The organism is Marinibaculum pumilum (assembly GCF_042646425.1).
Taxonomy (GTDB): Bacteria; Pseudomonadota; Alphaproteobacteria; order Ferrovibrionales; family Ferrovibrionaceae; genus Marinibaculum; species Marinibaculum pumilum.
This window is the reverse complement of the sequence record NZ_JBHRTR010000054.1, coordinates 391,779-418,038: the sequence shown is the minus strand read 5'-3', so window position 1 is coordinate 418,038 and position 26,260 is coordinate 391,779. Positions and strand designations below refer to the sequence as shown.

At 70.9% G+C, this 26,260-nt stretch carries 25 protein-coding genes; 21 read left to right on the top strand and 4 right to left on the bottom strand.

Annotated elements, in window-relative coordinates; translation table 11 throughout:
* Positions 1-79: 79 nt before the first annotated feature.
* Entirely contained in the window at positions 80-1,924 is a 1,845-nt protein-coding gene (gene ilvD / locus ACFOGJ_RS28820) for a dihydroxy-acid dehydratase (protein ID WP_379906754.1), read from the bottom strand.
* Positions 1,925-2,035: 111 nt separating this feature from the next.
* On the opposite strand from ilvD, the gene ACFOGJ_RS28815 reads away from it, so the two are divergent.
* Positions 2,036-2,884, top strand: coding sequence for a LysR substrate-binding domain-containing protein (locus tag ACFOGJ_RS28815; RefSeq protein WP_379906752.1), 849 nt, complete (start codon positions 2,036-2,038; stop codon positions 2,882-2,884).
* A gap of 268 nt (positions 2,885-3,152) precedes the next feature.
* On the opposite strand, the gene ACFOGJ_RS28810 is transcribed toward ACFOGJ_RS28815, so the two are convergent.
* Positions 3,153-3,566 (bottom strand): VOC family protein, encoded by a 414-nt coding sequence (locus tag ACFOGJ_RS28810; protein ID WP_379906751.1) that lies wholly within the window; start codon positions 3,564-3,566, stop codon positions 3,153-3,155.
* 76 nt (positions 3,567-3,642) lie between these two features.
* Positions 3,643-4,320 carry a YbjN domain-containing protein gene (locus ACFOGJ_RS28805; RefSeq protein WP_379906750.1) on the bottom strand — a complete coding sequence of 226 codons (678 nt, stop codon included), beginning with the start codon at positions 4,318-4,320 and terminating at the stop codon, positions 3,643-3,645.
* 115 nt (positions 4,321-4,435) lie between these two features.
* On the opposite strand from ACFOGJ_RS28805, the gene ACFOGJ_RS28800 reads away from it, so the two are divergent.
* Both ACFOGJ_RS28800 and ACFOGJ_RS28795 read left to right on the top strand, forming a co-directional pair.
* Entirely contained in the window at positions 4,436-5,449 is a 1,014-nt protein-coding gene (locus ACFOGJ_RS28800) for a S1C family serine protease (RefSeq protein WP_379906749.1), read from the top strand.
* A gap of 58 nt (positions 5,450-5,507) precedes the next feature.
* Positions 5,508-6,059 carry a hypothetical protein gene (locus ACFOGJ_RS28795; RefSeq protein ID WP_379906748.1) on the top strand — a complete coding sequence of 184 codons (552 nt, stop codon included), beginning with the start codon at positions 5,508-5,510 and terminating at the stop codon, positions 6,057-6,059.
* A gap of 18 nt (positions 6,060-6,077) precedes the next feature.
* On the opposite strand, the gene ACFOGJ_RS28790 is transcribed toward ACFOGJ_RS28795, so the two are convergent.
* Positions 6,078-7,001: an XRE family transcriptional regulator gene (locus ACFOGJ_RS28790; RefSeq protein WP_379906747.1), complete on the bottom strand. Its 924-nt coding sequence runs from the start codon at positions 6,999-7,001 to the stop codon at positions 6,078-6,080.
* Between the two features lie 455 nt (positions 7,002-7,456).
* Between ACFOGJ_RS28790 and ACFOGJ_RS28785 the strand changes: the two genes are divergently transcribed.
* From ACFOGJ_RS28785 to ACFOGJ_RS28700, 18 genes are all read left to right on the top strand, one after another.
* Complete coding sequence (locus tag ACFOGJ_RS28785) at positions 7,457-7,993, top strand: DUF6362 family protein (RefSeq protein WP_379906746.1); 537 nt, start codon at positions 7,457-7,459, stop codon at positions 7,991-7,993.
* Positions 7,994-8,055: 62 nt separating this feature from the next.
* The gene (locus ACFOGJ_RS28780; RefSeq protein ID WP_379906745.1) at positions 8,056-8,805 is read left to right on the top strand and encodes a gamma-glutamylcyclotransferase; all 750 of its coding nucleotides are present in this window, start codon (positions 8,056-8,058) and stop codon (positions 8,803-8,805) included.
* A gap of 121 nt (positions 8,806-8,926) precedes the next feature.
* Positions 8,927-10,447 carry a tetratricopeptide repeat protein gene (locus ACFOGJ_RS28775; protein WP_379906744.1) on the top strand — a complete coding sequence of 507 codons (1,521 nt, stop codon included), beginning with the start codon at positions 8,927-8,929 and terminating at the stop codon, positions 10,445-10,447.
* 399 nt (positions 10,448-10,846) lie between these two features.
* A complete protein-coding gene (locus tag ACFOGJ_RS28770; protein ID WP_379906743.1) occupies positions 10,847-12,250 on the top strand; it encodes a terminase large subunit domain-containing protein in 1,404 nt (467 codons plus the stop codon).
* A 3-nt stretch (positions 12,251-12,253) separates the two neighbouring features.
* Complete coding sequence (locus ACFOGJ_RS28765) at positions 12,254-14,062, top strand: portal protein (protein ID WP_379906741.1); 1,809 nt, start codon at positions 12,254-12,256, stop codon at positions 14,060-14,062.
* On the top strand, positions 14,059-14,961 hold the full coding sequence (locus ACFOGJ_RS28760) for a hypothetical protein (RefSeq protein ID WP_379906740.1): 903 nt from the start codon (positions 14,059-14,061) through the stop codon (positions 14,959-14,961). The genes ACFOGJ_RS28765 and ACFOGJ_RS28760 overlap by 4 nt, the downstream gene beginning before the upstream one ends.
* Before the next feature lie 250 nt (positions 14,962-15,211).
* Positions 15,212-16,429 (top strand): P22 phage major capsid protein family protein, encoded by a 1,218-nt coding sequence (locus ACFOGJ_RS28755; protein ID WP_379906739.1) that lies wholly within the window; start codon positions 15,212-15,214, stop codon positions 16,427-16,429.
* Positions 16,430-16,455: 26 nt separating this feature from the next.
* Positions 16,456-16,659, top strand: a complete 204-nt coding sequence (locus ACFOGJ_RS28750) for a hypothetical protein (protein ID WP_379906738.1) — start codon at positions 16,456-16,458, stop codon at positions 16,657-16,659.
* Complete coding sequence (locus tag ACFOGJ_RS28745; RefSeq protein ID WP_379907082.1) at positions 16,653-17,471, top strand: 6-hydroxymethylpterin diphosphokinase MptE-like protein; 819 nt, start codon at positions 16,653-16,655, stop codon at positions 17,469-17,471. The genes ACFOGJ_RS28750 and ACFOGJ_RS28745 overlap by 7 nt, the downstream gene beginning before the upstream one ends.
* Positions 17,468-18,124, top strand: a complete 657-nt coding sequence (locus tag ACFOGJ_RS28740; RefSeq protein ID WP_379906737.1) for a hypothetical protein — start codon at positions 17,468-17,470, stop codon at positions 18,122-18,124. Before ACFOGJ_RS28745 ends, ACFOGJ_RS28740 begins: the two co-directional genes overlap by 4 nt.
* 150 nt (positions 18,125-18,274) lie before the next feature.
* Positions 18,275-19,150, top strand: coding sequence for a hypothetical protein (locus ACFOGJ_RS28735; RefSeq protein ID WP_379906736.1), 876 nt, complete (start codon positions 18,275-18,277; stop codon positions 19,148-19,150).
* A gap of 137 nt (positions 19,151-19,287) precedes the next feature.
* Entirely contained in the window at positions 19,288-20,805 is a 1,518-nt protein-coding gene (locus ACFOGJ_RS28730; RefSeq protein ID WP_379906735.1) for a hypothetical protein, read from the top strand.
* 22 nt (positions 20,806-20,827) lie between these two features.
* Entirely contained in the window at positions 20,828-21,319 is a 492-nt protein-coding gene (locus ACFOGJ_RS28725; protein WP_379906734.1) for a hypothetical protein, read from the top strand.
* Positions 21,316-23,466 (top strand): tail fiber domain-containing protein, encoded by a 2,151-nt coding sequence (locus ACFOGJ_RS28720; protein WP_379906733.1) that lies wholly within the window; start codon positions 21,316-21,318, stop codon positions 23,464-23,466. Before ACFOGJ_RS28725 ends, ACFOGJ_RS28720 begins: the two co-directional genes overlap by 4 nt.
* A gap of 50 nt (positions 23,467-23,516) precedes the next feature.
* Positions 23,517-24,065 carry a hypothetical protein gene (locus ACFOGJ_RS28715; protein ID WP_379906732.1) on the top strand — a complete coding sequence of 183 codons (549 nt, stop codon included), beginning with the start codon at positions 23,517-23,519 and terminating at the stop codon, positions 24,063-24,065.
* A 237-nt stretch (positions 24,066-24,302) separates the two neighbouring features.
* Positions 24,303-25,127, top strand: a complete 825-nt coding sequence (locus ACFOGJ_RS28710; protein WP_379906731.1) for a hypothetical protein — start codon at positions 24,303-24,305, stop codon at positions 25,125-25,127.
* A gap of 31 nt (positions 25,128-25,158) precedes the next feature.
* Positions 25,159-25,884 (top strand): hypothetical protein, encoded by a 726-nt coding sequence (locus tag ACFOGJ_RS28705; protein WP_379906730.1) that lies wholly within the window; start codon positions 25,159-25,161, stop codon positions 25,882-25,884.
* Positions 25,881-26,260: glycine-rich domain-containing protein (locus ACFOGJ_RS28700; protein WP_379906729.1), on the top strand; the 380-nt coding region annotated here is incomplete at its 3' end. The genes ACFOGJ_RS28705 and ACFOGJ_RS28700, both read left to right, overlap by 4 nt.

The following is a 26,260-nucleotide window of genomic DNA, read 5'->3' as shown; positions in this document are numbered from 1 at the left end:
TCCCGCTACGGTATTGGTCCCGGCCGATCGTTCAAGTGAAGAGTCCGCAACCGAGCACCCGGCGGCGGTGCGCAGCCGGCTAGAAATCCAGCACCCGCACCGCGCCGCGTGCGGCGCTGGAGACGGAGCGGGCATAGAGCTGCAGCGCGCGGCTGACCTGCCGCTGCCGCCCCTGTGCCGCCCAGAGCCCGCCCGGGCCCGGCGGCAGGCGGCTGCGGCGGGCGGCCAGGTCGTCGTCCGCCACAAGAAGCTCGACGCGGCGGGCGGGGATGTCGATGCGGATCCGGTCGCCATCCTCCACCAGGCCGATCGGCCCGCCCTCCGCCGCTTCCGGCGAGAGATGGCCGACCGACAGGCCGGAGGAACCGCCGGAGAAGCGGCCGTCGGTGATCAGCGCGCAGCTGTCCGCCAGGCCGACCGACTTCAGGTAGGTGGAGGGATAGAGCATCTCCTGCATGCCGGGGCCGCCCTTCGGCCCCTCGAACCGCACGACGATCGCGCTGCCCGGCGCGATCGCGCCGGCGAGGATAGCGTCGGTCACCGCCTCCTGGCTGTCGAAGACCCGGGCCGGTCCCTCGAACCGCATCAGGTGATCGGGTACACCGGCAGTCTTCACGATGCAGCCGTCCGGCGCCAGGTTGCCGGACAGCACGGCCAGGCCGCCATCGGCGCGATAGGCATGCGCGGCATCGCGGATGCAGCCGGACGCGCGCTCCAGATCCAGGCTTTCGTACATCCGGTCCTGCGAAAAGGGCTGCACGGTGCGCTGGCCGCCGGGCGCGGCGCGGAAGAAATCCCGCGCCGCCGGCGCCGGATCACCGGCAATATCCCAGCCGGCGATGAAGGCGGCCATGTCGGGGGCATGGACGGTCGGTGCCGTGCCGTCGATCAGGCCGGCGCGCTGCAGTTCGCCCAGGATGCCGACGATGCCGCCGGCGCGGTGGACATCCTCCATGTGATAGGCCGGCGTCGCGGGCGCGACCTTGCAGAGCTGCGGCGTGGCGCGCGACAGCCGGTCGATCGCCGCCATGTCGAACGGCACCGCGCCCTCCTCTGCCAGGGCGAGCAGGTGCAGGACGGTGTTGGTCGATCCGCCCATGGCGATGTCCAGCCGCATCGCGTTCTCGAAGGCGGTCCGGGTGGCGATGCCGCGCGGCAGGGCGGTCGCATCCTCCGCCTCGTACCAGCGCTGCGCCAGCGAGACGATGGTGCGGCCAGCTTCCTCGAACAGGGTGCGGCGGCGGGCATGGGTGGCCAGCAGCGAGCCGTTGCCGGGCAGGGCCAGGCCCAGCGCCTCCGCCAGGCAGTTCATCGAATTGGCGGTAAACATGCCGGAGCAGGAGCCGCAGGTCGGGCAGGCGGAGCGCTCCAACGCCGCGACATCGCCATCGGCGGCTTCGGGGTCGGCGCTGGCGCGGATGATGTCGATCAGGTCGCTGGCCTGGGGTGCAGCCCCGCCGAGGTCGGTGCGCCCGGCCTCCATCGGGCCGCCGGAGACGAAGATCGCGGGAATGTTCAGCCGCATGATCGCCATCAGCATGCCGGGGCTGATCTTGTCGCAATTGCCGATGCAGACCAGCGCGTCGGCGCAATGGGCCTGCACGACATATTCCACCGCGTCGGCGATCAGGTCGCGCGACGGCAGGCTGTACAGCATGCCGCCATGGCCCATGGCGATCCCGTCGTCGATGGCGATGGTGTTGAATTCCCGCGGCACGCCGCCAGCCTGCCAGACGGCGCGGGCGACAATGTCGGCGCAGCTGCGCAGATGGACATGTCCGGGCACGAACTGGCTGTAGGAATTCGCGATCGCCACGATCGGCTTGCGGAAATCCTCGTCGCGCAGCCCGGTGGCGCGCCACAGGCCGCGGGCGGCGGCCATGCGCCGGCCGGCGGTGCTGGTGCGGGAGCGGTATTGCGGCATGACAGGCCTCCTTCTCCGTCGATCCGGTAAGCAGGCTAGGGCGGCATATAGCATCGGCAAAACACATAGTTCTGATAGGATCGATCCGAATTGCTGATGGGGAACGGAACGATGCGCGACATCGACATGGCGACCTTCCGCGCCTTCCTGACGGTGGCGGAGGCCGGTGGCTTCACCGCGGCGGCGCGGCGGCTGCACCGGTCGCAATCGGCGGTCAGCATGCAGATCGCCAAGCTGGAGGAGATCGCCGGCGCCGCCGTCTTCAGCCGCGGTCCGGCCGGGGTCGCGCTGACCGCACAGGGCGAGGCGCTGCTGGGCACGGCGCGGCGCATCGTCGGGCTGCACGATGCCGCATTGGCGGAACTGGAAGGCGCGCGGGTCACCGGCCGGGTGCGGATCGGGGTGATGGACGATTACGCCACCCATGTCCTCCCGGCCCTGTTCGCGGAGTTCATGCGCCGCTATCCGGCGATCGGGCTGGAGGTGACGACCGGCTTCACCAGCGCCTTCCTGCCGCAGCTGGGCAGCGCTTTCGACCTGGTGCTGGCGACCCAGCCGGCCGGCGCGAAGGCGGGCCGGGTGCTGCGGACCGAACGGACCTGCTGGGCCTATGCCGCGCGGCGGCCGCTGCCGGAGCTGTCGGTGGTGCCGCTGGCGGTGCTGGCGCCCGGCAACCTGTTCCGCGGCTGGGCGGTGGATGCGCTCGACCGGGCCGGCCTGCCCTGGCGGATCGTCTATTCCTCCTCCTCGATCTCCGCCATCGAATCCGCCGCCGCCGCCGGCATCGCGCTGACGGTGGTCAAGGCGGGCACCGCGCGGCCCGACCTGCGGGTGCTGGGGCCGGGAGAGGGCTTGCCGGCTTTGCCCTCGGCGGAGATCGCCCTGCACCGGGCAGCCGACGGCCTGGGTCCGGCGGCGCAGCACCTGGCGGAGTTCCTGGAGCGGGAGCTGGCCGTGTGAGGTTCGGCCAGGCGGCGACGCACCGGCACCCATGCACGGACGCTGGCCCACGGGCACCGACACAATCGGGTCATGCGGCTGCCGGATTCACCATCCAACTGATGTCCTGCCACCCACAGGAAGGAGCAGGGCATGAACGGGTTCGGTACTGCGGATGCCGGCGGCCACTTCGGGAAATCCGAAGGCCGGCCGCTGGTGGGGCTTCGCCCTTCCGCGGCGCATGCGATGGTCCTGGAAATCGCCGTTGCGGCCGGGTCGCCCGCGGAGCTCAGGCCTTTGCCGGCGGTCCCTTCAGCTCCACCATGTTGCCGTCGGGATCGTTGAAGTAGATCGACGGGCCGTCGCCCTCGGCACCGTAGCGGGTGACCGCCTCGCCCGCTTCGATGCCGTGGCTGGCCAGCAGGTCGCGGATCTCGCCCTCGTCCCAGGGCTCGATGCGCACGCAGAAATGGTCCTGGTTGCGGGTCGCCTGGGCGGGGGCCGCGCCGTCGCCGGACTTCGCCTGCACGGCCACGTCGATCAGGTCGATCATCGAGCGGCCGGCGCGGAGCTGCACCAGGCCGAGCTCGTCCAGCCGGCGTTCCTCGTGGCAGCCCAGCACTTCCGCATAGAAGCGCAGCGCGCGCGGCATGTCGGTGGTGCGCAGCACCAGGTGGTCGATCTCGCGGACCTTCAGGGCCATCTCTGCCTCGTCGGATCAGGGCGTGCGGGGACCGTCATCGGACGGACATTGGTCAGGCTACCACAGGGCGGGATGCCTATTCACCGGGCTGGCGCGCCGCCCCGGCCTGCGTGCTGCCGGCGGGCAGCGGCGCCTCGTCCGACAGCTGCACCTGCTGCAGGAAGTCGCTCATCACCAGGCTCCACCAGTCCAGCAGGTCCACCAGATGGGCCGTGGTGACCCCGCCGGCGGTGCTGACGTCCATCTCCAGGTGCGGGTCGCCTTCCTCGTCCAGCCAGAGGCGGCCGAAGCGGCGGTCGCGGTTCCAGGCATTGGCGGCGGAGGGCGCCATGCCGGCAGGCATGTCGACGGCGGTGCTGAAGCGGATCGAGGCGCAGCGCGGGGGGGCGGCCATGGTGTCGGCGTCGCCCGTGGCGGCGGCCGTGCACTGGTAGAAGTCGATGCCGTAGACGAAGCCGCCGGCATCGGCCAGCAGGCTGGGGTTCGGCCCGGTCATCTCCGCCTGCTGCAGCCGGTGGCCGGTCAGCTGGACCAGCCGTGCCACCAGGTCCGGCCCGACCAGCGGGTGCAGGCTCTGCGCCTGCAGGGCCGCGGACTCCGTGGGGCCGCCCGCGGTGAGGTCCTGCTGCGCCTGGACCGCGGCAGACAGCCCGCCGAGCAGGCCGGCCGCCAGGGCCAGCCGCCGCGCCGTCCGTCCCGGGTGTGGCACCCGTCCCTTGACGCAGCGGCGGCCCGCATCGAACAATTCCGTCATGGAAGGCATCGGGCGGATCCTCACGGTCCTCTTTCAGCTCCAGCGGCCCGGGCCGCCGGGGCGCGACGGCCCGGCGTGCCGATCGCGACCGGGCCGCCGAATCGGGCCCGCCGCCGTGTCGCCGCAACGCATCCTCATCCTGGCGCTCCTGCTGCTGCCGTTCGTCCTGCCGGTCCACCGGGCCGCCGCGCAGGAGCGCGCGGACCGCAGCATCACCGTGGAAGACCTGCGCCGCGCCGCCGTCCGGCTGGAGGCGGTGGTGCCGGGCGATGCCGTCACGGCCGAGATCCTGGGCCAGAGCCGGACCGGCAACGGCGTGGTGATCGGCGAGGACGGTCTGGTCCTGACCATCGGTTATCTGATCCTGGAAGCGGCGACGGTGGATGTCGTCGATCATAGCGGGCGCCGCCTGCCGGCGGAAATCCTCGCCTACGACTTCAACACCGGCTTCGGCCTGGTGCGGGCGCTGGTGCCGCTGGATGCCCGGCCGCTGGCGCTGGGCGATGCCACCGGCCTGGCGGTCGGCGACAAGGCTCTGGTGCTGGGCCATGACAGCGCCGGCGGCATGGCGCCGGCCACCGTGACCGGCCGCCGGGAGTTCGCCGGCAGCTGGGAATACCTGCTCGATGCCGCGATCTATACCCGTCCGCCCTTCCCGCAGTTCGGCGGCGCCGGCCTGGTGGACAGCACCGGCCGGCTGGTCGGAATCGGTGCCCTGGCCGTGCGCCGTGCCGGCCCGGACGCGGAGGATCCCGGCGCGGGCAATGTCTTCGTGCCGATCGACCTTCTGCCGCCGATCCTGGACAACCTGGCCGCCGCCGCCCGCGGCACCGGGGCGCGGCATCCCTGGCTGGGCATGAACACGGTGGAGTTCGGCCCCGGCCTGCTGGTGCAGCGGGTCGCGCCCGACGGCCCGGCGGCCCGGGCGGGGATCGCGCCGGGCAATGTGGTGCTGGCGCTGGAGGGCGAGCCGTTCGACGGCCAGGCCAGCTTCTACCGCCGGCTCTGGTCGCTGGGCGGGCCCGGCCTGGAAGTCGAGCTGCAGGTGCTCGACGGCCGCAAGGTGCGCGACCTGCGGCTGCAGGCGGCGGACCGCTACGACTTCCTGAAGCTGGATCCCAGCCTTTGAGCCGCCGGCTTGCCGCGGACCGGAAATGGCCAGGCCGCTGATGCGGAAAGGGCATGCAATGGCCGTCCTGGCCCTGATCGGCACCATGCTGGCGGACCTGCCGCCGGTGGCGGCGGGCGGTGTGCCGGTGGAGCGGGTGACGGCCACCCTGGCAGACAGCTTCGGCCTGGCGCCAAGCGAACCCTGTGACGCCGCTTCATGCCTGGCAGGTGTCCATCGCGGCAATCCCGACATTCAGATGGAGGTGCAGGTCGAAGCTGACGGGACGGTGCGCGGCGCCTTCCTGCTTTTTCCGCTGATCATGATTCCGCCGCTTGCGCAGCAGCGCGGCGCTGTGGCGGAGGGGCAGATCATGGCGCTGGCCGCCTCCCTGCGGTTCGTCGCCAATGCCTCCGGGGAGCGCGTGTCGGACGGGAGCGACCTGTCCGCTCTGGATCATGACGGCGCCGTGCTGCGCTACATCCGCTTCCGCGACCGTGTCGCCGCGTTCCAGGCGGGCGAGATCGCGGCGCCGCCCCTCGACACAGTGGCGGTGCCCGGCGGCATGCTGCTGACGTTCCGTCTCCTGCCCCCGGGCAATCTCGCAGGGATCGTCCTGCACCGGCATTGAAGCCGGCCGGCGGCCGCCTCAGCCCCCGAACAGTTCCGCGGTGGTCAGGATGCGCATCACCCGCCGCAGTTTCTTCACCGGATAGCGCAGGTCGCTGCGCGGCGGGTTGAACTGTTCCGCGATCACCGCCTCGGCCGTGCGCCGGCGCAGCCGCTTGATATAGCAGCGGCCCGGGGCGCCGTCCTCTCCCAGCATTTCGATCACCACGTCGCAGCCGGGCTGTGGCGGCCGGGACGGGTGGACGAAGACCAGTTCGCCCGCCTCGTAGCGCGGCGCCATGGAATCGCTGGTGACATAGAGGGCGAAAGCCTGTGCGGTTCCGGCCAGCGCCGGCGGTCGGGCGACATAGTCGACCGTCTGGCCGTTGAACTCGAAGCCGGCATCGCTGCCGCCGACCGCGATCCCCAGCACCGGCAGGTCGCGCGGCGCAGCCCAGCCGGCCAGGGTCGGGACGGCCGCCTCAGGCCCACTGCCCGGGCGACGGCCCAGCCCCGCGCGGCCGCGGCCGCGCGGGCCCGCTGTCGGAACGGCAGCGCTGTTGCCTTCCGCGTCCGGGGGGGCACCCGGCGGGGCCGCCGCTGCGCCGGTTTCCGCCGCGGCGCCGGCTTCCTCCGCCGCGCCGAAGCAGAGCCAGATGAAGTCGACGCCGAGCAGTCGGGCGAGTTCCTCCAGCCGTTCGACATCCGGCTTGGCGCGTCCCGCCTCCCACTGCGACACGGCCTGTGCGGAGATGCCGAACCGCTGGGCGACCTCGGCCTGGGTCTGTCCCGACTGCCGCCGCGCCTCCGCGATCCGGTCGCCCAGGCTGGCGGGGCGGGCAGGCGCAGGACTGTCCGCGGCCGTGCCGGCCTGTGATGCCCCGGCCTGAGATGCGCCAGCCGCCTGCCTGCCGCCGCGTGACGCTGCGCCGCTGCCGGCGGAATGCCTGTTGCTCTCGTTCATGGTGCAAGTATAGGCGTGGTTGATATTTCGATCAATTGATTGTTGACAATCTGTGGATCCTGCGGTTCCCTGATAGAACATATAGGGAACATTGAGGCGACCATGGGACGGACAGAGGATGCGGAAGCGGGGATGGCAGGGGGCCCGGGGCCGGCGCTGCGCGCGGCGGACGAAGCCCTCGGGGAGGGGGCCGAACGACGCTTTTCCCGGGCATGGGCGGCCGCCCTGGGCAGCCGGCGGCACGCCGACCTTCGCCCGCCTGCCCGCCGGCGGCGGCCGGTCCGTGTCGCACCCTGTGCGGCCGTGCCGCGGGTGATCGGCCTGCCCCTGCAGCACAGTCCCGTCCCCTCCGCCCTGGGATTCCTGCAGCGCCCCGCGGGGGCGGAGATGTCCGGCCATGTGCCGGCCGTCAGTCACCTCGCCGGCCGCCAGGCCGCAGCCACGGGAGGACAGCCATGAGCATTTCTTCGAACGGGTCCGGCCAGGCGCCGCAGCTGTCGGCCGCGGCGCGCGCCAGCGCAGGCCGGACCCCCTGCGCGATCGGGGCTGCGCAGCGGGCCGATACCGCCGACAGGCGCGGGCCGGCGGTTGCGGCAGGTGCGCCGGCGCTGTGGAGCCGGGCGACGGTCGAGGCGCAGATCCGCGAGGCGATCGCCACCCTTATGGCGCTGCCGGACCGGGAGCGCGACTGGCTGATGAGCTGTCGCAGCCGCTGGCCGGCCGCCCCCGGCGGGGCGGAGGGGCAGGCACGCCGCCGTCGGCCGCAGCCCTCGCCGGGCGCCATCGACCGCATGCTGCCGACCCTGCTGTGGATCCGGCATCTGGACGAGGCCGGGCAGCGTGTCCTATGGATGCGGGGCCTGGGCATGTCCTGGGCGCGCATCGGCGCGGAGATCGGCCGTTCCGGTCAGACCGCCCGGCGCTGGCATGACGGCGCCCTGGACCTGATCGCCGCGCGGCTGAACCGGCAGATGCGCCAATCCCCTTCCTGACGGGCCCGCCGCTGCCCGCCGGGACCGACCGCCACGGCGGTCCGAGCGAACCGGGAGAGCATGTGAGCAGGGAGACGCGACCGTCCGCAGCAGGGCAGGAACCGGAGCCGGAACGCGTCCACCTGACCCGGGAGGGCATCCGCGACAGCTATGCCGACCGGATCCGTCGCCTGCGTGCGGCGGGCATGCCGGTGCTGTCGGAGGAGGAACTGGAGGCCAACCGCGCCGCCGCCCTTGCGGCGCGGCCAGCCGATGCCGATGCCGACGGCAGCGTCTGGATGTTCGGCTACGGCTCCCTGATTTGGAACCCGGCCTTCCATTTCACCGAGGCGCGGCCGTCGCGCATCCACGGCTGGCACCGGCAGTTCTGTTTCACCATCTTCATGGGCCGCGGCAGCCGCGACCGGCCGGGGCTGATGCTGGCGCTCGACCGCGGCGGCTGCTGCGACGGCCTCGCCTACCGCATCGCGCCGCAGGCGGTGGAAGAGGAGACCGCCATCATCTGGCGCCGCGAGATGCTGTCCGGCGCCTACCATCCCCGCTGGGTGCGGGCGGTGACCCCGGACGGACCGGTGCGCGCCCTGACCTTCGTGATGAACCGCGACCATCCGCGCTATGCCGGGCGCCTGCCGCAGCCGGAGGTGGCGGAATGCCTGGCCTTCGCACGCGGCGAACTGGGCACCGGCGCGGAATACCTGTTCAACACGGTGGAGCATCTGCAGGACCTGGGCATCCGTGACCGCCGGCTGGAGGTGCTGGCCGCGGCGGTGCGACGGTGCCAGGACGCCGCGCGGGAGGTGTCGCCCGGCTGAGGCCGGGGCGAACCGGCGATACCTTGATGTCCTTCCAGTTCCAGCGGCGGACCTGCGGCATGATCATGATCGGGGCAGACAGGTGGGTGGGCAGGCGGATGGCCGGGCAGGCCCGGGCGGCATGAAGCATCTGCTGCGCGACGCCGTGGCCCGGCACCGTGCCGGGCGGCTGCAGGAGGCGGCGGGCCTGTACCGGCAGGTGCTGGCGGCGGAACCGAAGAACGCCGATGCGCTGCACCTGCTGGGCCTGGTGGAGCGGGAGGCCGGCCGGCTGGACAAGGCGGCCGGGCTGGTGCGCCGGGCGGTGCGGCTGCGGCCGGCCAACCCGACCTTCCTGTTCAACCTGGCGATCATCGCCCGCGACAGGGGCGATCTGGAGGAGGCGCTGTCCTGCTATCGCAAGGCGGCCGAACTGGACCCGAAGAACCCGCAGCTGCACAACAATCTGGGGGTCGCGCTGGGCGAGAACGGCGACCTGGTCGGGGCGGCGGCGGCATTCCGCGAGGCGCTGCGCCATGCGCCCGACATGCCGGAGGCGATGGTCAACCTGGCGGATACCCTGCAGCGCACCGGGCTGAGCAGCGCCCGGCCCGAGGCGGAGCGCCTGGCCCGGCGCGCGGTTGCGCTGTCGCCCGGCGTGGCGGCGGCCCATGCCGCGCTGGCGGAAGCCCTGCCGCTGCCCGACGGTGGCGCGGCGGCCGTGGCCGCGGCCCGCCGGGCCAGCGAGCTGGCACCGGCCGAACCGGCCCATGCCGAACGGCTGGCGCGCCTGAACCTGCAGGCCGGCCTGACCGATGCCGCCGTGGCGGCGGCGCAGCAGGCGATCGCGCTGGCGCCGGAGGGCGCCCGGGCCCGGGTGACCCTGGGTCGTGCCCTGCTGGCGCAGGGCCGGATGGAGGAGGCGGTGGCGGCATTGCGCGCCGCACTGGATTGCGATCCGAAGGGGGTCGGCGTCTGCGAGGCTGCGGCCGCATCGGAACTGCAGGCGGCACTTATGCTGGCGGGCCAGAGGCAGGCTGCGGCCGAGCTGCAGGACCTGGATCACCTGGTCTTCACCCACAAGGTTGCGGTGCCGCCGGGATACAAGGACATCGACGCCTTCAACCGGACACTGGCGGAAGCGATCCGCACGCACGACACGCTGCGGCAGGACCCCGAAGGCTATGTCACCCGCGACGGCGCCATCACCGAGAACGTGCTGCTGGACGGCCAGCCGGTGTTCCAGGCGATGGAATGGAGCCTGCGCCGGGCGATCGCGGCCTTTACCGGTTCGCTGCGGTCCGGCCGGGCACATTATTTCCGGCGCGACCTTAAGCGGCGCTACCGCATGGTGATGTGGGGGGTGGTGCTGGACCGGGCCGGCCACCTGGAAACCCACATGCACGACGATTCCTGGATCAGCGGCGCCTATTACGTCTCCCTGCCGCGGTTCGACCGCGGGCCGGGGGAGGACCATGCCGGCGCCATCGAGTTCGGCCGCCCGCCCGCCACCTACGGCATCGCGCCGCCCTTTCCGACCCGGGTCGTTGAGCCGGAGGAGGGGATGGTGGTGCTGTTCCCGGCGGCGACCTTCCACCGGACGGTCCCGTTCCGCGCCGACGCGGCACGGATCTGCATCTCCTTCAACTGTCAGCCCTACTGAATCTCAACAGAACTAAATTATTTGTTGACAATCGACTAAATCGGACCTATAAAAAGGTTATGGTTGCACAGCCCGCGCCGCCCGGCAGATCGCCGGGACGCGGGCTTTTTCGTGCCTGCCCGCCAAGAGGTGGCATTGCGGAGCATCGACATGGCGTGGACTGGATGACGGGGTCGGCCGCCGGCCGCGGCAAGGCACTGCGCGGCCTGCTGGCGGAAGAGGTGCTGCGTGCCCTGGCGGCGGACTTCTCCGCCCATGGCGCTGCGGCGCTGGAGCGGGTGCGGGAAGAGCAGCCCGCCGCCTACTTGAGGATCTTCGCCGGGCTGCTGCCCCGCGACGTCAGGGTGGAGCAGGACGGCATCACCGATGGCCTGGACGCCGAGGAACGCGCAAGCCTTCGTGCGGCGCTTGAGGCCGCGCGAGGTCGAGGCGCTGCTGGCGGACCTGGCGGCGGTGGAGAGCCGGCGCCGGCTGGAGGATTACCGCCCCTATCCGAAACAGGCGGCGTTCCACCGCGCCGGCGCAAGCCATCGCGAAAGGCTGCTGCGGGCGGGCAACCAGCTGGGCAAGACCTGGTGCGGCGGCGCTGAGGCGGCCTATCACCTGACCGGGCTTTATCCCGACTGGTGGCGGGGCCGGCGCTGGGCGCGCCCGGTGATGGCCTGGGCCGCCGGCCATACCGGCGAGGCGACGCGGGACACGGTGCAGCGGGTGCTGCTGGGCCGGCCGGGCAGCCCGGGCACCGGCCTGATCCCGGCAGCGGCGCTGGGCAGCGCCATGGCCGCGCGCGGTCAGGGCGGGCTGGTGGACCGGGTTACGGTGGCCCATGCGGCCGGCGGCCAGTCGGTGCTGAAGTTCAAGACCTACGACCAGGGCCGCGAGCGCTGGCAGGGCGAGACCCTGGACTTCGTCTGGTTCGACGAGGAGCCGCCGGCCGATGTCTACAGCGAGGGGCTGACCCGCACCAACGCCACCGGCGGGCTGGTCTGGCTGACCTTCACCCCGCTGCTGGGGATGTCGGAGGTGGTGCGCCGCTTCCTGATGGAACACAGCCCGGACCGCGCGGATATCTGCATGACGATCGAGGATGCGGCGCATATCCCGCCGGACGCGCGGGCGCGGATCCTGGCCGCCTATCCGCCGCACGAGCGGGAGGCGCGGGCCCGCGGCGTGCCGGCGCTGGGGTCGGGGCGGATCTTCCCGGTGGCGGAGAGCCTGCTGGCGGTGGCGGCCTTTCCGCTGCCGCCGCACTGGGTGCTGCTGGGCGCGATCGACTTCGGCTGGGACCATCCAACGGCGGCGGTCCGGCTGGCCTGGGACCGGGACGCGGACATCGTCTACCTGACCGCCTGCTACCGGGTGGTGGAGGCGGTGCCGGCGATCCATGCCGCGGCGCTGAAGCCCTGGGGGCCGGCGATGCCCTGGGCCTGGCCGCATGACGGGGTGAACCGCAGCCCCGGCGGCGGCAAGCCGCTGGCGCAGCAGTATCGCGAGGCGGGGCTGAACATGCTGGCCGATCGCGCCGCCTTCGCCGACGGCTCCACCAGCGTCGAGGCGGGGCTGATGGAACTGCTGCAGCGGATGCAGACCGGCCGGCTGAAGGTCTTTGCCCATCTGGCCGACTGGTTCGAGGAGTTCCGCCTCTACCACCGCAAGGACGGCCGGGTGGTGAAGCAGGCCGACGACCTGATGGACGCGACCCGCTACGGGATCATGTGCCTGCGCCACGCGCGGGCGGACGAGCGCCTGCTGCCGCCGCCGCCGGCGTCGGAGGGCGGGGCCTCCGACAGCTGGATGGGATGAGGGATGAGCGAGCAGGACATCCTGGCGGAGGCGCGCGACCGCTTCGCCGCCAGCCGCGAGGCCAGTGCCGCCGACCGGCTGGAGGCGGAGGCGGATTTCCGCTTTGCCCGGCTGGGCGAGCAGTGGGAGCCGGCGATGCGCCGGGCGCGGGAGCTGGAGGGGCGGCCGGCGCTGACCATCAACCGGCTGCCGGCCTTCATCCGCCAGGTGGTGAACGATGCCCGGCAGGCGAAGCCCGGGATCCGGGTCAGCCCGGTGGATTCCGGCGCCGACCCGGACACCGCCGCGGTGATCGGCGGGCTGATCCGGGCGATCGAGCGCCATTCCCGCGCCGACGAGGCCTATGACACCGCGATCGACCATGCGGTGACCGGCGGCTTCGGCTTCTTCCGCATCGCCATCGACCATGCCGGGCCGGACAGCTTCGATCTGGAGGCGCGGATCGAGCGCATCGCCGACCCGCTGAAGGTGCATTGGGACCCGGACTCCACCGCGCTCGATGCCGCCGACTGGGCGCATGCCTTCGTCGCCGAAAGCCTGCCGGTGGAGAGCTTCCGCCGCCGCCACCCGGATGCCGAGCCGGTCGACTTCGACGGCGACGGAAGGGCGGCGCGCGACGACGGCCGGGTGCGGATCTCCGAATACTGGCGGCGCGAGCATGAGCAGCGGACCCTGCTGCTGGCACGGATGCCCGATGGGTCGCTGCTGACCCTGCCGGCGGAGCGGCTGGAGGCCTGGCTGGAGGAGCTGCACCGGATGATCGGCGCCGATCCGACCGGGCTGGTCGAGGTGGTGCGGGAACGCAAGGTGGAGGTGCCGAAGGTCACCCGCCGGCTGATCTCCGGCAGCGCGGTGCTGGAGACCGCCGACTGGCCGGGCAGCACGATCCCAATCTGCCCGGTCTGGGGCGACGAGACGATCCTGGACGGCAGGCGGCGCTTTCGCTCCCTGATCCGCGACGCCCGCGACCCGCAGAAGATGTTCAACTTCTGGCGTTCCGCCACAACGGAACTCGTGGCGCTGGCGCCGCGCGCGCCCTGGCTGATGCCGGCCGGCGCGCTGCCGCAGAACGGCACCGAGCGGCAGAAATGGGCGCTGGCCAATGCCCGCTCCTTCGCCTACCTGACCTATGAGGGGCCGGTGCCGCCACAGCGCCAGCCTTTCGCCGGGGTGCCGGCCGGCGCGATCCAGGAGGCGCTGAACGCCGCCGACGACATGAAGGCGATCACCGGCATCTACGACCCGGCGCTGGGCGCCCGGTCGAACGAGACCAGCGGCCGCGCGATCCTGGCCCGCCAGCGGGAGAGCCAGGTCTCCAACTTCCACTTCCTGGACAACCTGAACCGCGCGATCCGCTATGCCGGGCAATGCCTGGTGGAGATCATCCCGGCGATCTACGGGCCGCGGCAGGCGGTCCGCATCCTGGGCGAGGACATGGCTGAGAAGGTGGTGGCGCTGGCCGGCGCCGGCGGCGGCGCTGCCGGAGGCGGGCCGGACGGCCGCCTCTACGACCTGTCGGTCGGCCGCTACGACGTCACCGTGCGCGCCGGCCCCAGCTACCAGACCCAGCGCGAAGAGGCGCGCGAGGTGCTGGTGGAGCTGATCCGCGCGCGGCCGGAACTGGCGCCGGTCGTCGGCGACGTGCTGCTCGACAATATGGACTTCGCCGGCGCCGAGGTGATCGCGGAGCGGCTGCGGCGTCTGCTGCCTGCGCCGCTCCAGCAGGGACAGGCCGGCCCGCCTGGCCCCGTCAGGCCGTCCCCGGGCCCGGCGCAGCCGGGGCCCGCCATGCCAACAGGGAGAGCGATGTGAGCGAACAGGAAGCGATCGAGCCGTCGGAAAGCGACGACGTGCAGGCGGAACCGTCCGCGGAACCGCAGGCGGAAGAGGTGGCCGGGCCGGTGGAGCCGGATGCGGAGCCGGCGGATGACGACACGGAGTCCGACGGCATCGAGTTCGATTTCGGCGGCACCAAGGCCCGCTTCGCACGCGACGCCAGTGTCGCCGATGCGGCGGAGGCGCTGCAGGTTTATGCGAAGCAGGTGACCGCCGGCGCCAACCAGAAATTCCAGGAGGCGGCGGAGATCCGCAAGACGGCGGAGGCGGCGCGCAGCTCGCTGGACGAGCTGTCGGAGCTGAACACCGACGCGCTGGAAGCCTATGCCCAGGCGGCGCAGCTGCGCGACCGGGTGCGGGCGCTGGAGGGGGTGGACATGCCCCGGCTCTGGCAGTCCGACCCGGACCGGGCGCGCCGCCTGTCCGACGAGCTTGCCCGGCTGCGCCAGCAGCAGGACCGGGCGATGGACCGGCTCGACCATGTGCAGTCGCACCTCCGCACCGCCCAGGGCGCCTGGCGCCAACAGGCGATGGCGGAGGGAAAGCAGCGGGTCGGCCGGATGGACCCGGGCTTCGCCGCCCAGGCCGACGAGGTCGTCGCCTATGTCCAGCAGGCCTATGGCCTGCCGGCGGAACAGGCGCAGGCCTGGCCGCTGGCACCGGAGATGGCGGTGATGGCCCGCAAGGCGATGCTCTGGGACCGGGCCCAGGCGGCCAGCAAGAGCCGCGGCCCGAAGGCGGAGACCCGCAGCCCCGGCCCGGTGCGGTCATTGTCGGGGACCGGCGGCGGCGCCGCCGCCGGCCCGCACGACCGGCAGGGGGTGGAAAGCTGGATGCGCGCGCGCAACCGCCAGCTGGCGGCACGGCGCGGCTGAGGGCGGCGGGGAAGCCCCTCCCTGTTTCCGTCATCCTCGGGCCCGGAATTGGGTTTCTCTGGCCGAGGATCCCAGCGCCGGCGATGACGCACCACCGTCCCGCAGCTTCGCCGTTCCGTCACGGTCCCCGGGTCAGGCCCGGGGACGACGGCGGGAATTGTGGCAGCAGCGGCATCATCAGCCGGAGGCGAACCCCAACTCACACGCAGCGCCGTGAGGCGCCGCTTTCCCACAGAAGGATTTCTTTTCCATGGCCAATGCGATCCTCACCCCCACCCAGGTGACGCGGGAGGCGCTGCGCATCCTGCACCAGAAGCTGCGCTTCGTGGGCAGCATCAACCGGCAGTACGACGACAGCTTCGCCCAGGACGGGGCGAAGATCGGCGACAGCCTGAAGATCCGCCTGCCGAACGAATATACCGTCCGCACCGGCCGCCAGATCCAGGTGCAGGACACGTCGGAGCAGTCGGTGACCCTGCAGGTCGCGACCCAGAAGGGTGTCGATATGGCCTTCACGTCGAAGGACCTGACCCTGGACCTGGACGATTTCTCGAAGCGGATCCTGGAGCCGGCGATGGCGGTGCTGGCGGCGAACATCGAGGCCGATGCCCTGTCGATGTACCGGGATGTCGCCAACGAGGTCTCCGATGTCGGTTCCGGCCTCACCCTGCTCGGCGTGCTGAACTCCGCGCGGGTGCTGACGGAGAGCCTGGCGCCGATGTCCGACCGCTGCCTGCTGCTGAACCCGACCGACAATGTCAGCCTGGTGGAGGCGGTCTCCGGCCTGTTCAACCCGCAGAAGGAGATCGGCAGCCAGTTCCGGGAGGGCATGGTCGCCAACCAGTTCGTCGGCTACCAGGAGGTCTATGAGACGACCCTGCTGCCGATCCACCTGACCGGCACCGAGGCCGGCCCCGATACCGGCGCCAATGTCGGCGGCGCCGGCCAGTCCGGCAGCACCGTCACGGTGAACGGCACCGTCACCGGCAGCTTCCGCCGCGGCGACATCGTCTGCTTCGAGGGCTGCAACGCCGTCCATCCGGAGACCAAGGCCGACCTGGGCGTGCTGAAGCAGTTCACGGTCACCGCCGATGTGGCATCCGGCTATGCGTCGATCCCGATCGCGCCGGCGATCGTCACTGCCGGCGCCCGGCAGAACGTCGCCGCCAGCCCGACGGATGCGGGCGCGGTGCTGAAGGTGGAGAGCGACCGCACCACCGGCATCGGCAATGCCGCCGACTATGCCATCTCGATGGGCTATCACCGCGACGCCTTCGCCTTCGCCACCGCCGACCTGGTGATGCCCAAGGGGGTCGACTTCGCCGCGCGCGAGGTGTTCGACGGCATCTCGATGCGGGTGGTGCGCCAGTACGACATCAACAACGACAACCTGCCCTGCCGCATCGACGTGCTCTACGGCCACAAGGCGGTGCGGCCCGACCTGGCCTGCCGCATCGGCTTCAACTGAGCGGCAGCGGGAAAGGAGTAAGAGACATGAGCATCAGGCATCTGTCCGACCAGAACCCCGACGGCACCGTGATGGGCGCCGGCGCCGGCGACCGGATCGCCTTCTACGGCGCCACCCCGGTCGCCCAGGCCGGCGCCATCGCCAGCACGGCGGGCACCGCCTCCACCACCGCCAATGCGGTGAACGCGATCCTGACCGCTCTGCGCAATCTGGGACTGGTCGCATCCTGACCATCCTGCCGCCGGCCAGGCCGCCCGTTCCCGGCGCGGTCCTGGCCGGCAACCGGGACGCCAACCGGCATCGGGCCGCGCTGCGCGGCCTGCCCGGCCTTGCGCCGCGCGCCGCCCATGACCGGCCGCTGGCGGTGGTGGGCGGCGGCGCTTCCGCCGCCGCACATCTGGACGAGATCCTGGCCTGGCCGGGGGAGGTGATGGCGATCAACGGCGCCTTCGACTGGCTGCGCGCCGGGCGGGTGCCGGACTGGCACCTGATCCTGGACCCGCAGCCGCTCTGCGCCGGTTTCGTCCGGCACCCGTCGCGGCTGGCGCAATACCTGGTGGCCGACTGCGTGGATCCGTCGGTCCTCGATGCCCTCGACGGCCAGCGGGTGACCCTCTGGCAGCCGCAATCGGCGGCGGCGGAAGGCCCGGATGCCGTGCCCGGCGGCCCCAGCGCGATGACCCGCGCGCCGGTCCTGGCGGCGATGCTCGGCTATCGCCGCATCGACCTGTTCGGCGCCGATTGCTGCTACCCGGTCGACCCCGTGGCGCCGGCCCATGTCTGGGACCGCGACCCGGCTGGCTGGTGGTGCCTGGTGGGCTGCGACGGGATGCTCTGGCGCAGCCAGCCGCAGCTGCTGCGGCAGGCCGTCTTCCTGGCCGAGGCGCTGCCGGCGATGCGGGCCGCCGGCCTGGATATCCGGCTGCGCGGGCAGGGGCATCTGGCGGCGGCGATGCTGCGAACCGGCGGGCGCTGGTTCGACGCGCTTGCAGCCACCGACATTCTGGAGACCGGGGACATGCTGGAGCCTGCGGAACCATGACCACGTTGATCGAGATCGGCCGCGCGGTGGCCGACAAGGTGCAGCTGGACCGGCCGCTGGCCCTGGCCGGCTCCACCGACCCGGGCGGCCAGCGCCTGCTGCAGCTGGCGCAGGAGGCGGGGGAGGCGGTCGCCCGCGCCCATCCCTGGGCCGCGCTGCGCCGCGAGCATGTCTTCACGGCCCTGGGCCAGGAGGAACAGGCCGGCGCCCTGCCGGCGGATTTTGACCGCATGCTGCCGGAGACCCTGTGGGACCGCGCGAACCGGGTGCGCCTGACCGGCCCGGTGCCGCCGGCTGCCTGGGCGGCGCTGAAGGCCGAAGGCCATGCCGGCCGCCGCCGCTTCGCCCTGCGCGCCGGCACCCTGCTGGTCCTGCCAGCCCCGGCGGGCGGCGAGAGCTATGCCTTGGAATATGTCAGCCGCCACTGGTGCGCCGCCGCCGGCGGCGCCGGCCAGGCGGCCTGGATAGCCGACAGCGACACCGCGCTGGTCGATCCGATCCTGGTGCAGCTGCACATGACGGCCGCCTTCCTGGACGGCGAGGGCCAGCCCGCCGGCCTGGCGATGGCGCGCTACCGCGAGCGCCTGGCCGACCTGATCGCCAGCGACCAGGCGGAGCTGGCTGTGCTGTCGGCGGGGGATATCTTTCAGTAGGATCAATCGACTTAGAGTACCAGCATCCGTGCCCGAGTTGGGTGCAACAACCGGGGATGGCAAGGAATGCATCGCTGTTGCTAAAGTAGGATTTAGCAATCGCTGTGACAGGTCGCTGCGATATCTATAGGGTCCAGAAGGCACATCCTCATGACCGTCTGCATCGCAGTCAGAAGTCAACGTATGCTACTACTTGCCTCCGATAGGATGTTAACGGCAGGAGATATACAATTTGAGCCAAACCTGAGAAAGATGCTTTTCTTGACCCCTGCTATAGCAATACTGTTTAGTGGAGATGCTGATTTTCATGCTGAAGTTACCCAAAATGTGAAAATTGAAGTAGATAAGATTATTCACGAAAAGCCAGATGATTGGTTGAATGTAAAATTCATAGCAGATTTGTATTTGAAGTATAGAAATGAATTAAAAAGGAGAAGGGCGGAGGCGGATCTATTGAACCCTTTGGGTTTGAGCTTGGATGAATTTATTATAAAACAAAAGAACATGCACAGTGATATAGTAAATAGGGTGGTGGAAGATATTATCAGTTATCCAGTGCCAGATGTTGAGGTAATCGTCGCCGGAATAGACATGAGATTTGGCTACGCACTGCCAAGCATCTATGTAATACAGAATGGTGAGATTTCATGTTCCGATTCTATATCATTTGCTGCGATCGGAAGTGGCGCCAGACATGCTGAATCGGAGTTAATGCTCGCGCGCCATAGTTATGAGACGCCGAATGCGGAAGCTCTATTGAGTTTATATATTGGAAAGCGTGCTGCAGAAACAGCACCAGGCGTAGGTGCGGAGACAGATATTTGGGCACTGGGGGCCAATCCGGGTGACGCCTTAAGAATTGACGGTCCGCTGCTCGAGAAAGTCGATCGGGAGTATCGACGAATTAAAAGGAAGGCGGATGCTGCGAGAAATCAAGGGAGACAAGAAATTGACAAATTTTTTGAAAAACAAGACGAAACCTCTCGGAAAACTCAATCTCAGTCTGTTGAAAGTGAAAAAAAATAGAGGAATTTCGAAGAGGAAAAAGGCAATCTTGAATAAAGACAAGAAATTTATTTTGAATAGAAATATTTAGTTTTATCAATATTTTTTTGATATCAATTTAAGGCGCCTCCGGGCGCCTTTTTCTTTGGAGATTTCCCATGGCCCGAGCGGCGGCGCGATCGGTATCGGTTCCGGCGCCGGTGGGCGGCTGGAACGCGCGGGATGCGCTGGCGGACATGCCGGCGACCGATGCGGTGATCCTGGACAACTGGTTCCCCGGCACCGACCGGGTGACCCTGCGGCGCGGCTCCGCCGCCCATGTCACCGGCCTGCCGGGGCCGGTGGAGAGCCTGCTGGACTATGTCGCCGCCGACGGGACGGGGGAGCTGTGGGCGGTGGCCGATGGCGGCATCTACGATGCGCGTGCGGCGGCGGCGGGCCCTTTGGCCACCGTCTCCGGCCTGTCGAACAGCCGCTTCCAGTCGGTGCAGATCCAGACCGCCGGCGGCAAGTACCTCCTGGCGGTGAACGGCGCCGACGCGCCCCGGCTCTATGACGGGTCGAGCTGGTCGACGGCCTCCTTCACCGGCCCGACGGTGGCGGACCTGGTCTGGTGCAACCTGCACCAGCGCCGGCTCTGGTTCGGCGCGCGCGACAGCCTGACCGCCTGGTACCTGGGGGTGAACGCGATCGGCGGCACGGCGACCGCCTTCCCGCTGGGCGGCATCGCCAGCCTGGGCGGCTATGTCATGGCGATGGGCACCTGGAGCCGCGACGGCGGCGCCGGCTCCGACGATGTCGCCCTGTTCCTGACCTCCGAAGGGGAGGCGATCGTCTACCAGGGCACCGACCCGTCCGACGCCGCGACCTGGGCGCTGGTCGGCGTGTTCCGCATCGGCAAGCCGATCGGCCGGCGCTGCATGATCAAGATGGGCGCCGACCTGGTGATGATCACCCAGGACGGCTATGTCTTCGCCTCCTCGATCCTGTCGGTGGACCGCAGCCAGTCGCAGCGGGTGGCCCTGTCCAGCCAGATCAACGCCGCCGTCAACGAGGCGGTGCGCGAACATGGCGGGCTGCCGGGCTGGCAGGCGCTCGCCTATGCCGGCGGGCAGATGCTGATCTTCAACGTGCCGACCTCCGCCGCCACGGCGGTGCAGCACGTCTTCAACACCAACACGCGGCGGCCTTGCCGCTTCACCGGCATCGACGCCCTGTGCTGGGGCCTGCTGGGGGGGCACGCGCATTTCGGCACCGCCGACGGCCGGGTCTGCCGCTTCGACACCGGCACCGACGATGCCGGCACCGCGATCGCCGGCGATGCGCTGCAGGCGTTCAGCTATTTCCGCATGCCCGGCCGGGTGAAAGCGTTCAAGCGGGTGCGGCCGATCTTCCAATCCGCGCAGGCGCCGGCGGTGGCGCTGGACCTGAACCTGGACTTCCAGATCCAGGCGCCGACCGCCGCCGCCGTGCCGGCAGCGAACGCGGCCGGCATCTGGGGCAGTTCGAAATGGGGCCAGTTCGCCTGGGGCGGCGGCACCCAGACCTTCAAGGGCTGGCGCGAGGTGCGCGGCTTCGGCCATGCCGCCAGCCTGCGGGTGCGGGTCGTCTCCGACACCGCGCGGCCGTCCTGGCTGTCGACCGACTGGCTGTTCCTGCCCGGCGGGATCGTCTGAATCACACCATTCGGAGAGTGCGATGCTGGTATTCGCGCAAGGCGAGGCGGAGAATCGCGGCCTGGCGGCATGGACCGCGGCGCGCATCGACCATGTCGACGGCTTCGCACCACCCTGCCAGTGCGCAGCGGTGACGGATGCGGCCGGACGGGTGGTGGCGGGGATCGTCTTCCACGACTGGCAGCCGGCTGCCGGCACGTTGCAGCTGTCGATGGCCGCGGAAAGCCCGGCCTGGGCCAGCCGCGCGGTGCTGGCGGCCCTGTTCCGCTACGCCTTCGTCACCAACGGCGCGGCGAAACTGTGGACCGCCACGCCGCACCGCTCGGAACGCGCGCTGCGCTTCAACCTCGGCATCGGCATGCGGCGCGAGGCGGTGCTGCGCCACCAGTTCGGGCCCGGCCGGCATGCGGTGATCTGTTCGATGCTGGCGCGGGAATGGCGCCGCTCGCGCTGGAACGGCCGGCCGCCGCGACGGCCCGCCAGACAGGCATCCTGCACCAGGGGAGAGAGATGATGGGCAAGTCCGCCCCCAGCATGCCGGCACCGCCGGATCCGAACGTCACCGCCGCGGCGCAGAGCCAGGCCAATATCGACGCCGCCCGTGCCACGGCGGAACTGAACCGCACCAACCAGGTGACCCCCTACGGCAATGTCACCTGGAGCCAGGCCTACAGCCCGCAGGACCAGGCGCAGCTGGACCAGTACGATCAGGACTATGCGCGCTGGCAGCAGGATCTTTCCGCCTGGCAGGCCGATCCCGGCACGGTGCAGAGCCGCCGCCAGGTCGGCATCGACGAATATGGCCTGCCCCGCTTTGACGCCGCCACGGCGAGCAACCCGCGCCCCGTGGCGCCGGACCGGCCGCAGGTCTATCCCTCGCAATGGACGCAGACCGTCAGCCTGACGCCACAGGGGCAGGCCAATCTGGACCTGCAGAACGGCCTGACCAATGCGGCACTCAGCTTCGGCCAGGAGCAGCTCGCCCGGGTCGCCGGCACGGCGGCGCAACCCTTCGGCTTCGGCGATGCGCCGCCGCAGGTCACCGGCGTGCCGCCGACCATCGCCGCGGCGGCCGCGACGGGGGCCGGTGCGCAGCCGGGCGCGCGCTACCAGCCCGGCAGCGCGATGGCGGGGCTGGAGGCGCTGGGGCGCGAACTGCAGGCCAGCGGGGGCGATGCCCGCACGGCGCAGGCCCGCTATCTGGGCGGCCTGGCGCCGCAGGGCCTGGCGGAGATCCTGGCCAGCGGCACCGGGCGCGGCATGCTGCTGGGCAATATCGGCGACAGCCTGCAGCAGCGCTATGGCGCCGGCAGCGGGACGGCGGTGCAACGGCTGCAACAGCTGGGCGCAGAACTGCAGGCATCGCCGGGCGCCGACGTGCATGCGGCGCAGCGGGCGCTGCTGGCGAACATGAGCGGCGGCGACATCGCCGACCTGCTGCGGGCGCCGGAAGCCGGCGGCGGCTATGGGCCCGGCTTCCGGCAGGAGCTGGCCAACCGGCTCGCCGAACTGGCGATGGTGCCCGACCGGCCCGACCAGGGGGCGGGCGCGATCCAGCGCAGCCTGCCGACAGGGGGCCTGCCGCCGCTGCCGACCATCGCGCCGATGCTGCCGCCCTATCAGCAGCCACCAGCCGGCCCGATCACGCAGGGGCAAAGTGGATCACAGGTCCAGCCGCAGGCGGCGGCGGACCCGTACCAGACCGCCCTGCAGCGCCAGCGGGTGGAGGATGCGCTGTACCAGCGCGCCACCGCCCGGCTCGATCCCTACTGGCAGACGCAGCAACAGGCGCTGGAAAGCCGCCTGGCGGCGCAGGGCATCCCGGTCGGCAGCGAAGCGCATGATGCCGAGTGGGACCGCTTCGACCGCGCCCGCACCGACGCCTATGGCCAGGCCCGCGACCAGGCGCTGCTGGCCGGCGGCGACGAGCAGTCGCGGCTGTTCGGGCTCGGCCTGGCCGGGCGCCAGCAGGGCTTCAACGAGCTGCTGGCCGGCGGCCAGTTCGCCAATGCCGCGCAGGCGCAGGCCTATGGCCAGGCCAGCAACACCCGCGGGCAGCTGTTCAACGAGCAGATGGCCGGGCGCCAGCAGGCCTTCACGGAGGGCATGACCACCGCCCAGCAGGCCTATTATCAGGCGCTGCAGAACGCGCAGCTGCAGAACGCGGCGCGCCAGCAGGCGATCCAGGAGCAGCTGCTGGCGCGCAACCAGCCGATCAACGAGCTGGCGGCCCTCCTCGGCGTGTCCGGTGGCGTGCAGATGCCGCAGTTCGGCCAGCCGGCGCAGGTCGGCGTGGCGCCGCCGGACCTGCAGGGCGCGATCTACAACAGCTATCAGGGACAGGTGAACAACCGGGCCCAGCAGGCCGCGGCCCAGGCGCGCCAGATGCAGGGGCTGGGCAATGTACTGGGCACCGCCGGCACGATTGCCGCACATGCCGGCTGGCTGTCGGACCGGCGGCTGAAGCGGGACGTGCGGCGGGTCGGTACCGGCGCCCTCGGCCTGCCGCTCTATGCCTTCCGCTACCTGTGGGAGGCGGCGGAACGGGTCGGCTACATGGCCGACGAGGTGCGTGGCGTCGCCCCCTGGGCGGTGTTCAGGGCCGGCCCGTTCGATGCGGTCGACTATGCGGTGCTGCGCGCTGTGGCGGGCCCGCGCTGAGCCGCAGCCGCAACGACCGGTCGCAACATACGGACAGGTGGAGAACCTTCATGCTGCTTTCCGAACGCGCGCGGCAGGGGTCGCGCCGGCTTCAGCCGCTGCAGCGGCTGCAGCCGGATGAGATCAACGACGGCAGTTTCCTGGGTGCCCTGGCGTCGGGGGTGACCCGCACCTTGCAGGCACGCGAGGCCTGGCGGGAGGCGGACCTGGATCGCAAGGCGGACCGGGTCCGCGCCACCGCCCTGGCGCATGGGCTGGAGCCGCCCTGGATCGCGCCGGACGATATCCGTCCCGGGCGGCATCGCAGTCCGGCGGAAATCGCCGCCGGCCCGGCGACCGAACCGCCGTCCGGCCCGCCGCTGGTCGTGGCCGGGCAGGCCGTGCCGACCGGCTGGCCGCGTGTCTCCGGCATCCTGGATTCCGCGATCGCGGCCGATCCGGCATTGGCGGGCCGCCTGGCCGACTTGCGCCTGCAGGCGCAGCTGCAGGCGCTGGACGGGCAGGGGGCGGCCCGGGGGGCGGGCCGGGGGCCGGACCGGGGGCCGAACCGGGGGCAGAACTGGGGGCCGGGCCTGGGTACCGGCCCCAGGGGACGCTGAGGCATGGATCCGGGTCGATTGCTCGAGGGCCGGCGGGGTGCCGGCCGCCGGGACTCAGGTCAATGGCAGGCGGGCCAAGGGGATCTGGGCAGTGGTGAAGCAGGCGCGCAGCCGGATCCGGCCGGTCTGGACCGCCTGGTGCCGGGCAACGATCCGGTGCCGGAGTGGCGCAGCCTGCCGCCCGGCCAGGCGGAGGCGGCGGAGCGCGAGGCCCGCCTGTACCGCATGGACGGCGGGGTGATCAACGACAGCCGGGCCGCCGTCTCGATGTGGACCCGGCTCAAGTACAACCTGTTGCCGGGCGACGAGGACAGGCGGCGGGTCACTGCGAAAGACCTCGGCCTGCCGCTTTCCGCGGTCCGGTGGTCGCGGGGCGACCTCGAATATCTCCGGCCCTCGGGCCTCTGGGCGAAGGCCGTGCCCGCCATCGGCGATGCCCCCCTGTTCGAGAACGACGATCCCCTGGACATGCTGGCCCATCCGGGGCGGAGCTTCGGGCAGTGGCGTGACATGCATCGCCGGATCGGCTTCGCGCTGGATTCAGGCCTAGGCGAGATCCTGCCCGGGATCGGGGGAACCCTGGCCGGCGCCTACATGCTCGGCTGGCCGCCCGATCCGAAGCGCGCGCTGGCGGGCAATGTCCTCGGTGCAGCCGCCACGGACTGGGCTCGCCAGCTGTTCGGCCACAGCATCTTCCTGCCCGAACAGATCCCTGCGCCGGACTGGCTGAACATTGCGGGGCACGGCTTTGCGGGCGTCGGGGGCGAGGTGACGGCACGGCTGCTGCGCGGCCTGCTCGCCAAGGCGCTGAAGGACGAGGACCTGCGGGAACTGGCCGCGTGGGGTGTGTCGGAGCTCGGCATGGCCGGGGTCGAGGCGCCGGCCGAGGCTGCAGGCAGGTGGGCGTCGGATGTGTGGCAGGCGCTGGAGCGGTCAGCGGGCGACCCGATGGCGGCGGGCTCGCTGCCGCCACGTCCGCGCAGACCCGGCTTGTCGCAGCGCCAGAGGTGGCGGCACGGCAAGGCCGCCGGCTCCCTCAACGAACGTCTGGGCAGCCGCTAGCCCTGGCAAAGGCCAACAGCACGACGTGACGGTGCCTGGCGCCGTCGCGGAGGACATCACGGAGGCGCCGATGGCGTTCAACGGCTCCGGATCGTTCAGCCTGCCGGGTTCCAGCTCGGCCGACTACGAGACCGGCGACACGGCGGTCGGCACCGACGTGTTCGCGAAATTCCAGGACCTGGCCGACGGGCTGAGCAACACGCTCTGCCGCGACGGGCAGTCGACCGTCACTGCCAGCATCTCGTTCAGCGGCCAGCGGATCGTCAATCTCGGCGATGCCGTCTCGGCCACCGACGCGCTGAACCGGCAGAGCGGCGACGGCCGCTACAGCCAGCGGCCGGCCACCACGGTCGACAACCGCCTCGTCCGTTTCGACGGCACGGCCGGTACCCTGCAGGGCAGCGGCCTGGTGATCGACGACGCCGACAATCTGACCGGCAATGGCGGTGCCGCCTCGCGCTTCCGCGCGGGGACCAGCACGCAGACCGGCAGCAGCTACACCACGGTTGCCGCGGACCTGGGCACCTGGATCGACGTGACCCATGCCGCCGGCACCGCGGTCACCCTGCATGCCGCACCGGGCGAGGGCGCGGCGATCGGCTTCGTCCAGCGCGGCGCCGGCCAGATCACGTTCGCCGTCGCTTCCGGCACCCTGCGGGCGCGCGGCGGCAAGACCAAGAGCGCCGGCCAGTATGCGATCTGCATGGCGTTGTTCCTGGACGGCGAATGGCATCTGGGCGGAGACATCACGTCATGATCGGCCTCGGCTTCCTGCCCCCGCTGCCGCAGAGCGGCGTCAGCCTGGTCAACACCGTCGACTACACCAGCGGAAGCGGCACCTACACCGTGCCCGCCGGGGTCTCGCAGATCGTCGTGGTCTGCATTGGGGGAGGTGGAGGGGGAGGGGGGAGTAGCAGCGGAACGAATGCTGGCGGCGGCGGCGGGGGAGGTTACACAGAGAAGACCTATAGCGTCGTCGCGGGCGGCATGTACTCATATGCGGTCGGCATTGGCGGGATGCTCGGCAGTCCGGGAAGTAGCTCGTTCTTCAATGGAGGGGCACTGGTAGCTTATGGCGGGGCAGACGGTGGCGACGTCAATGGAGGAACGGGTGGCATTGGAGGTGGCGCCTC

Bases quoted from the DNA above. Each gene is read 5' to 3' on its own strand.
- ilvD (WP_379906754.1), bottom strand. From the start codon at position 1,924: ATGCCGCAATACCGCTCCCGCACCAGCACCGCCGGCCGGCGCATGGCC.
- ACFOGJ_RS28815 (WP_379906752.1), top strand. From the start codon at position 2,036: ATGCGCGACATCGACATGGCGACCTTCCGCGCCTTCCTGACGGTGGCG.
- ACFOGJ_RS28810 (WP_379906751.1), bottom strand. From the start codon at position 3,566: ATGGCCCTGAAGGTCCGCGAGATCGACCACCTGGTGCTGCGCACCACC.
- ACFOGJ_RS28805 (WP_379906750.1), bottom strand. From the start codon at position 4,320: ATGACGGAATTGTTCGATGCGGGCCGCCGCTGCGTCAAGGGACGGGTG.
- ACFOGJ_RS28795 (WP_379906748.1), top strand. From the start codon at position 5,508: ATGGCCGTCCTGGCCCTGATCGGCACCATGCTGGCGGACCTGCCGCCG.
- ACFOGJ_RS28790 (WP_379906747.1), bottom strand. From the start codon at position 7,001: ATGAACGAGAGCAACAGGCATTCCGCCGGCAGCGGCGCAGCGTCACGC.
- ACFOGJ_RS28785 (WP_379906746.1), top strand. From the start codon at position 7,457: ATGAGCATTTCTTCGAACGGGTCCGGCCAGGCGCCGCAGCTGTCGGCC.
- ACFOGJ_RS28775 (WP_379906744.1), top strand. From the start codon at position 8,927: ATGAAGCATCTGCTGCGCGACGCCGTGGCCCGGCACCGTGCCGGGCGG.
- ACFOGJ_RS28765 (WP_379906741.1), top strand. From the start codon at position 12,254: ATGAGCGAGCAGGACATCCTGGCGGAGGCGCGCGACCGCTTCGCCGCC.
- ACFOGJ_RS28755 (WP_379906739.1), top strand. From the start codon at position 15,212: ATGGCCAATGCGATCCTCACCCCCACCCAGGTGACGCGGGAGGCGCTG.
- ACFOGJ_RS28750 (WP_379906738.1), top strand. From the start codon at position 16,456: ATGAGCATCAGGCATCTGTCCGACCAGAACCCCGACGGCACCGTGATG.
- ACFOGJ_RS28740 (WP_379906737.1), top strand. From the start codon at position 17,468: ATGACCACGTTGATCGAGATCGGCCGCGCGGTGGCCGACAAGGTGCAG.
- ACFOGJ_RS28735 (WP_379906736.1), top strand. From the start codon at position 18,275: ATGACCGTCTGCATCGCAGTCAGAAGTCAACGTATGCTACTACTTGCC.
- ACFOGJ_RS28730 (WP_379906735.1), top strand. From the start codon at position 19,288: ATGGCCCGAGCGGCGGCGCGATCGGTATCGGTTCCGGCGCCGGTGGGC.
- ACFOGJ_RS28725 (WP_379906734.1), top strand. From the start codon at position 20,828: ATGCTGGTATTCGCGCAAGGCGAGGCGGAGAATCGCGGCCTGGCGGCA.
- ACFOGJ_RS28720 (WP_379906733.1), top strand. From the start codon at position 21,316: ATGATGGGCAAGTCCGCCCCCAGCATGCCGGCACCGCCGGATCCGAAC.
- ACFOGJ_RS28715 (WP_379906732.1), top strand. From the start codon at position 23,517: ATGCTGCTTTCCGAACGCGCGCGGCAGGGGTCGCGCCGGCTTCAGCCG.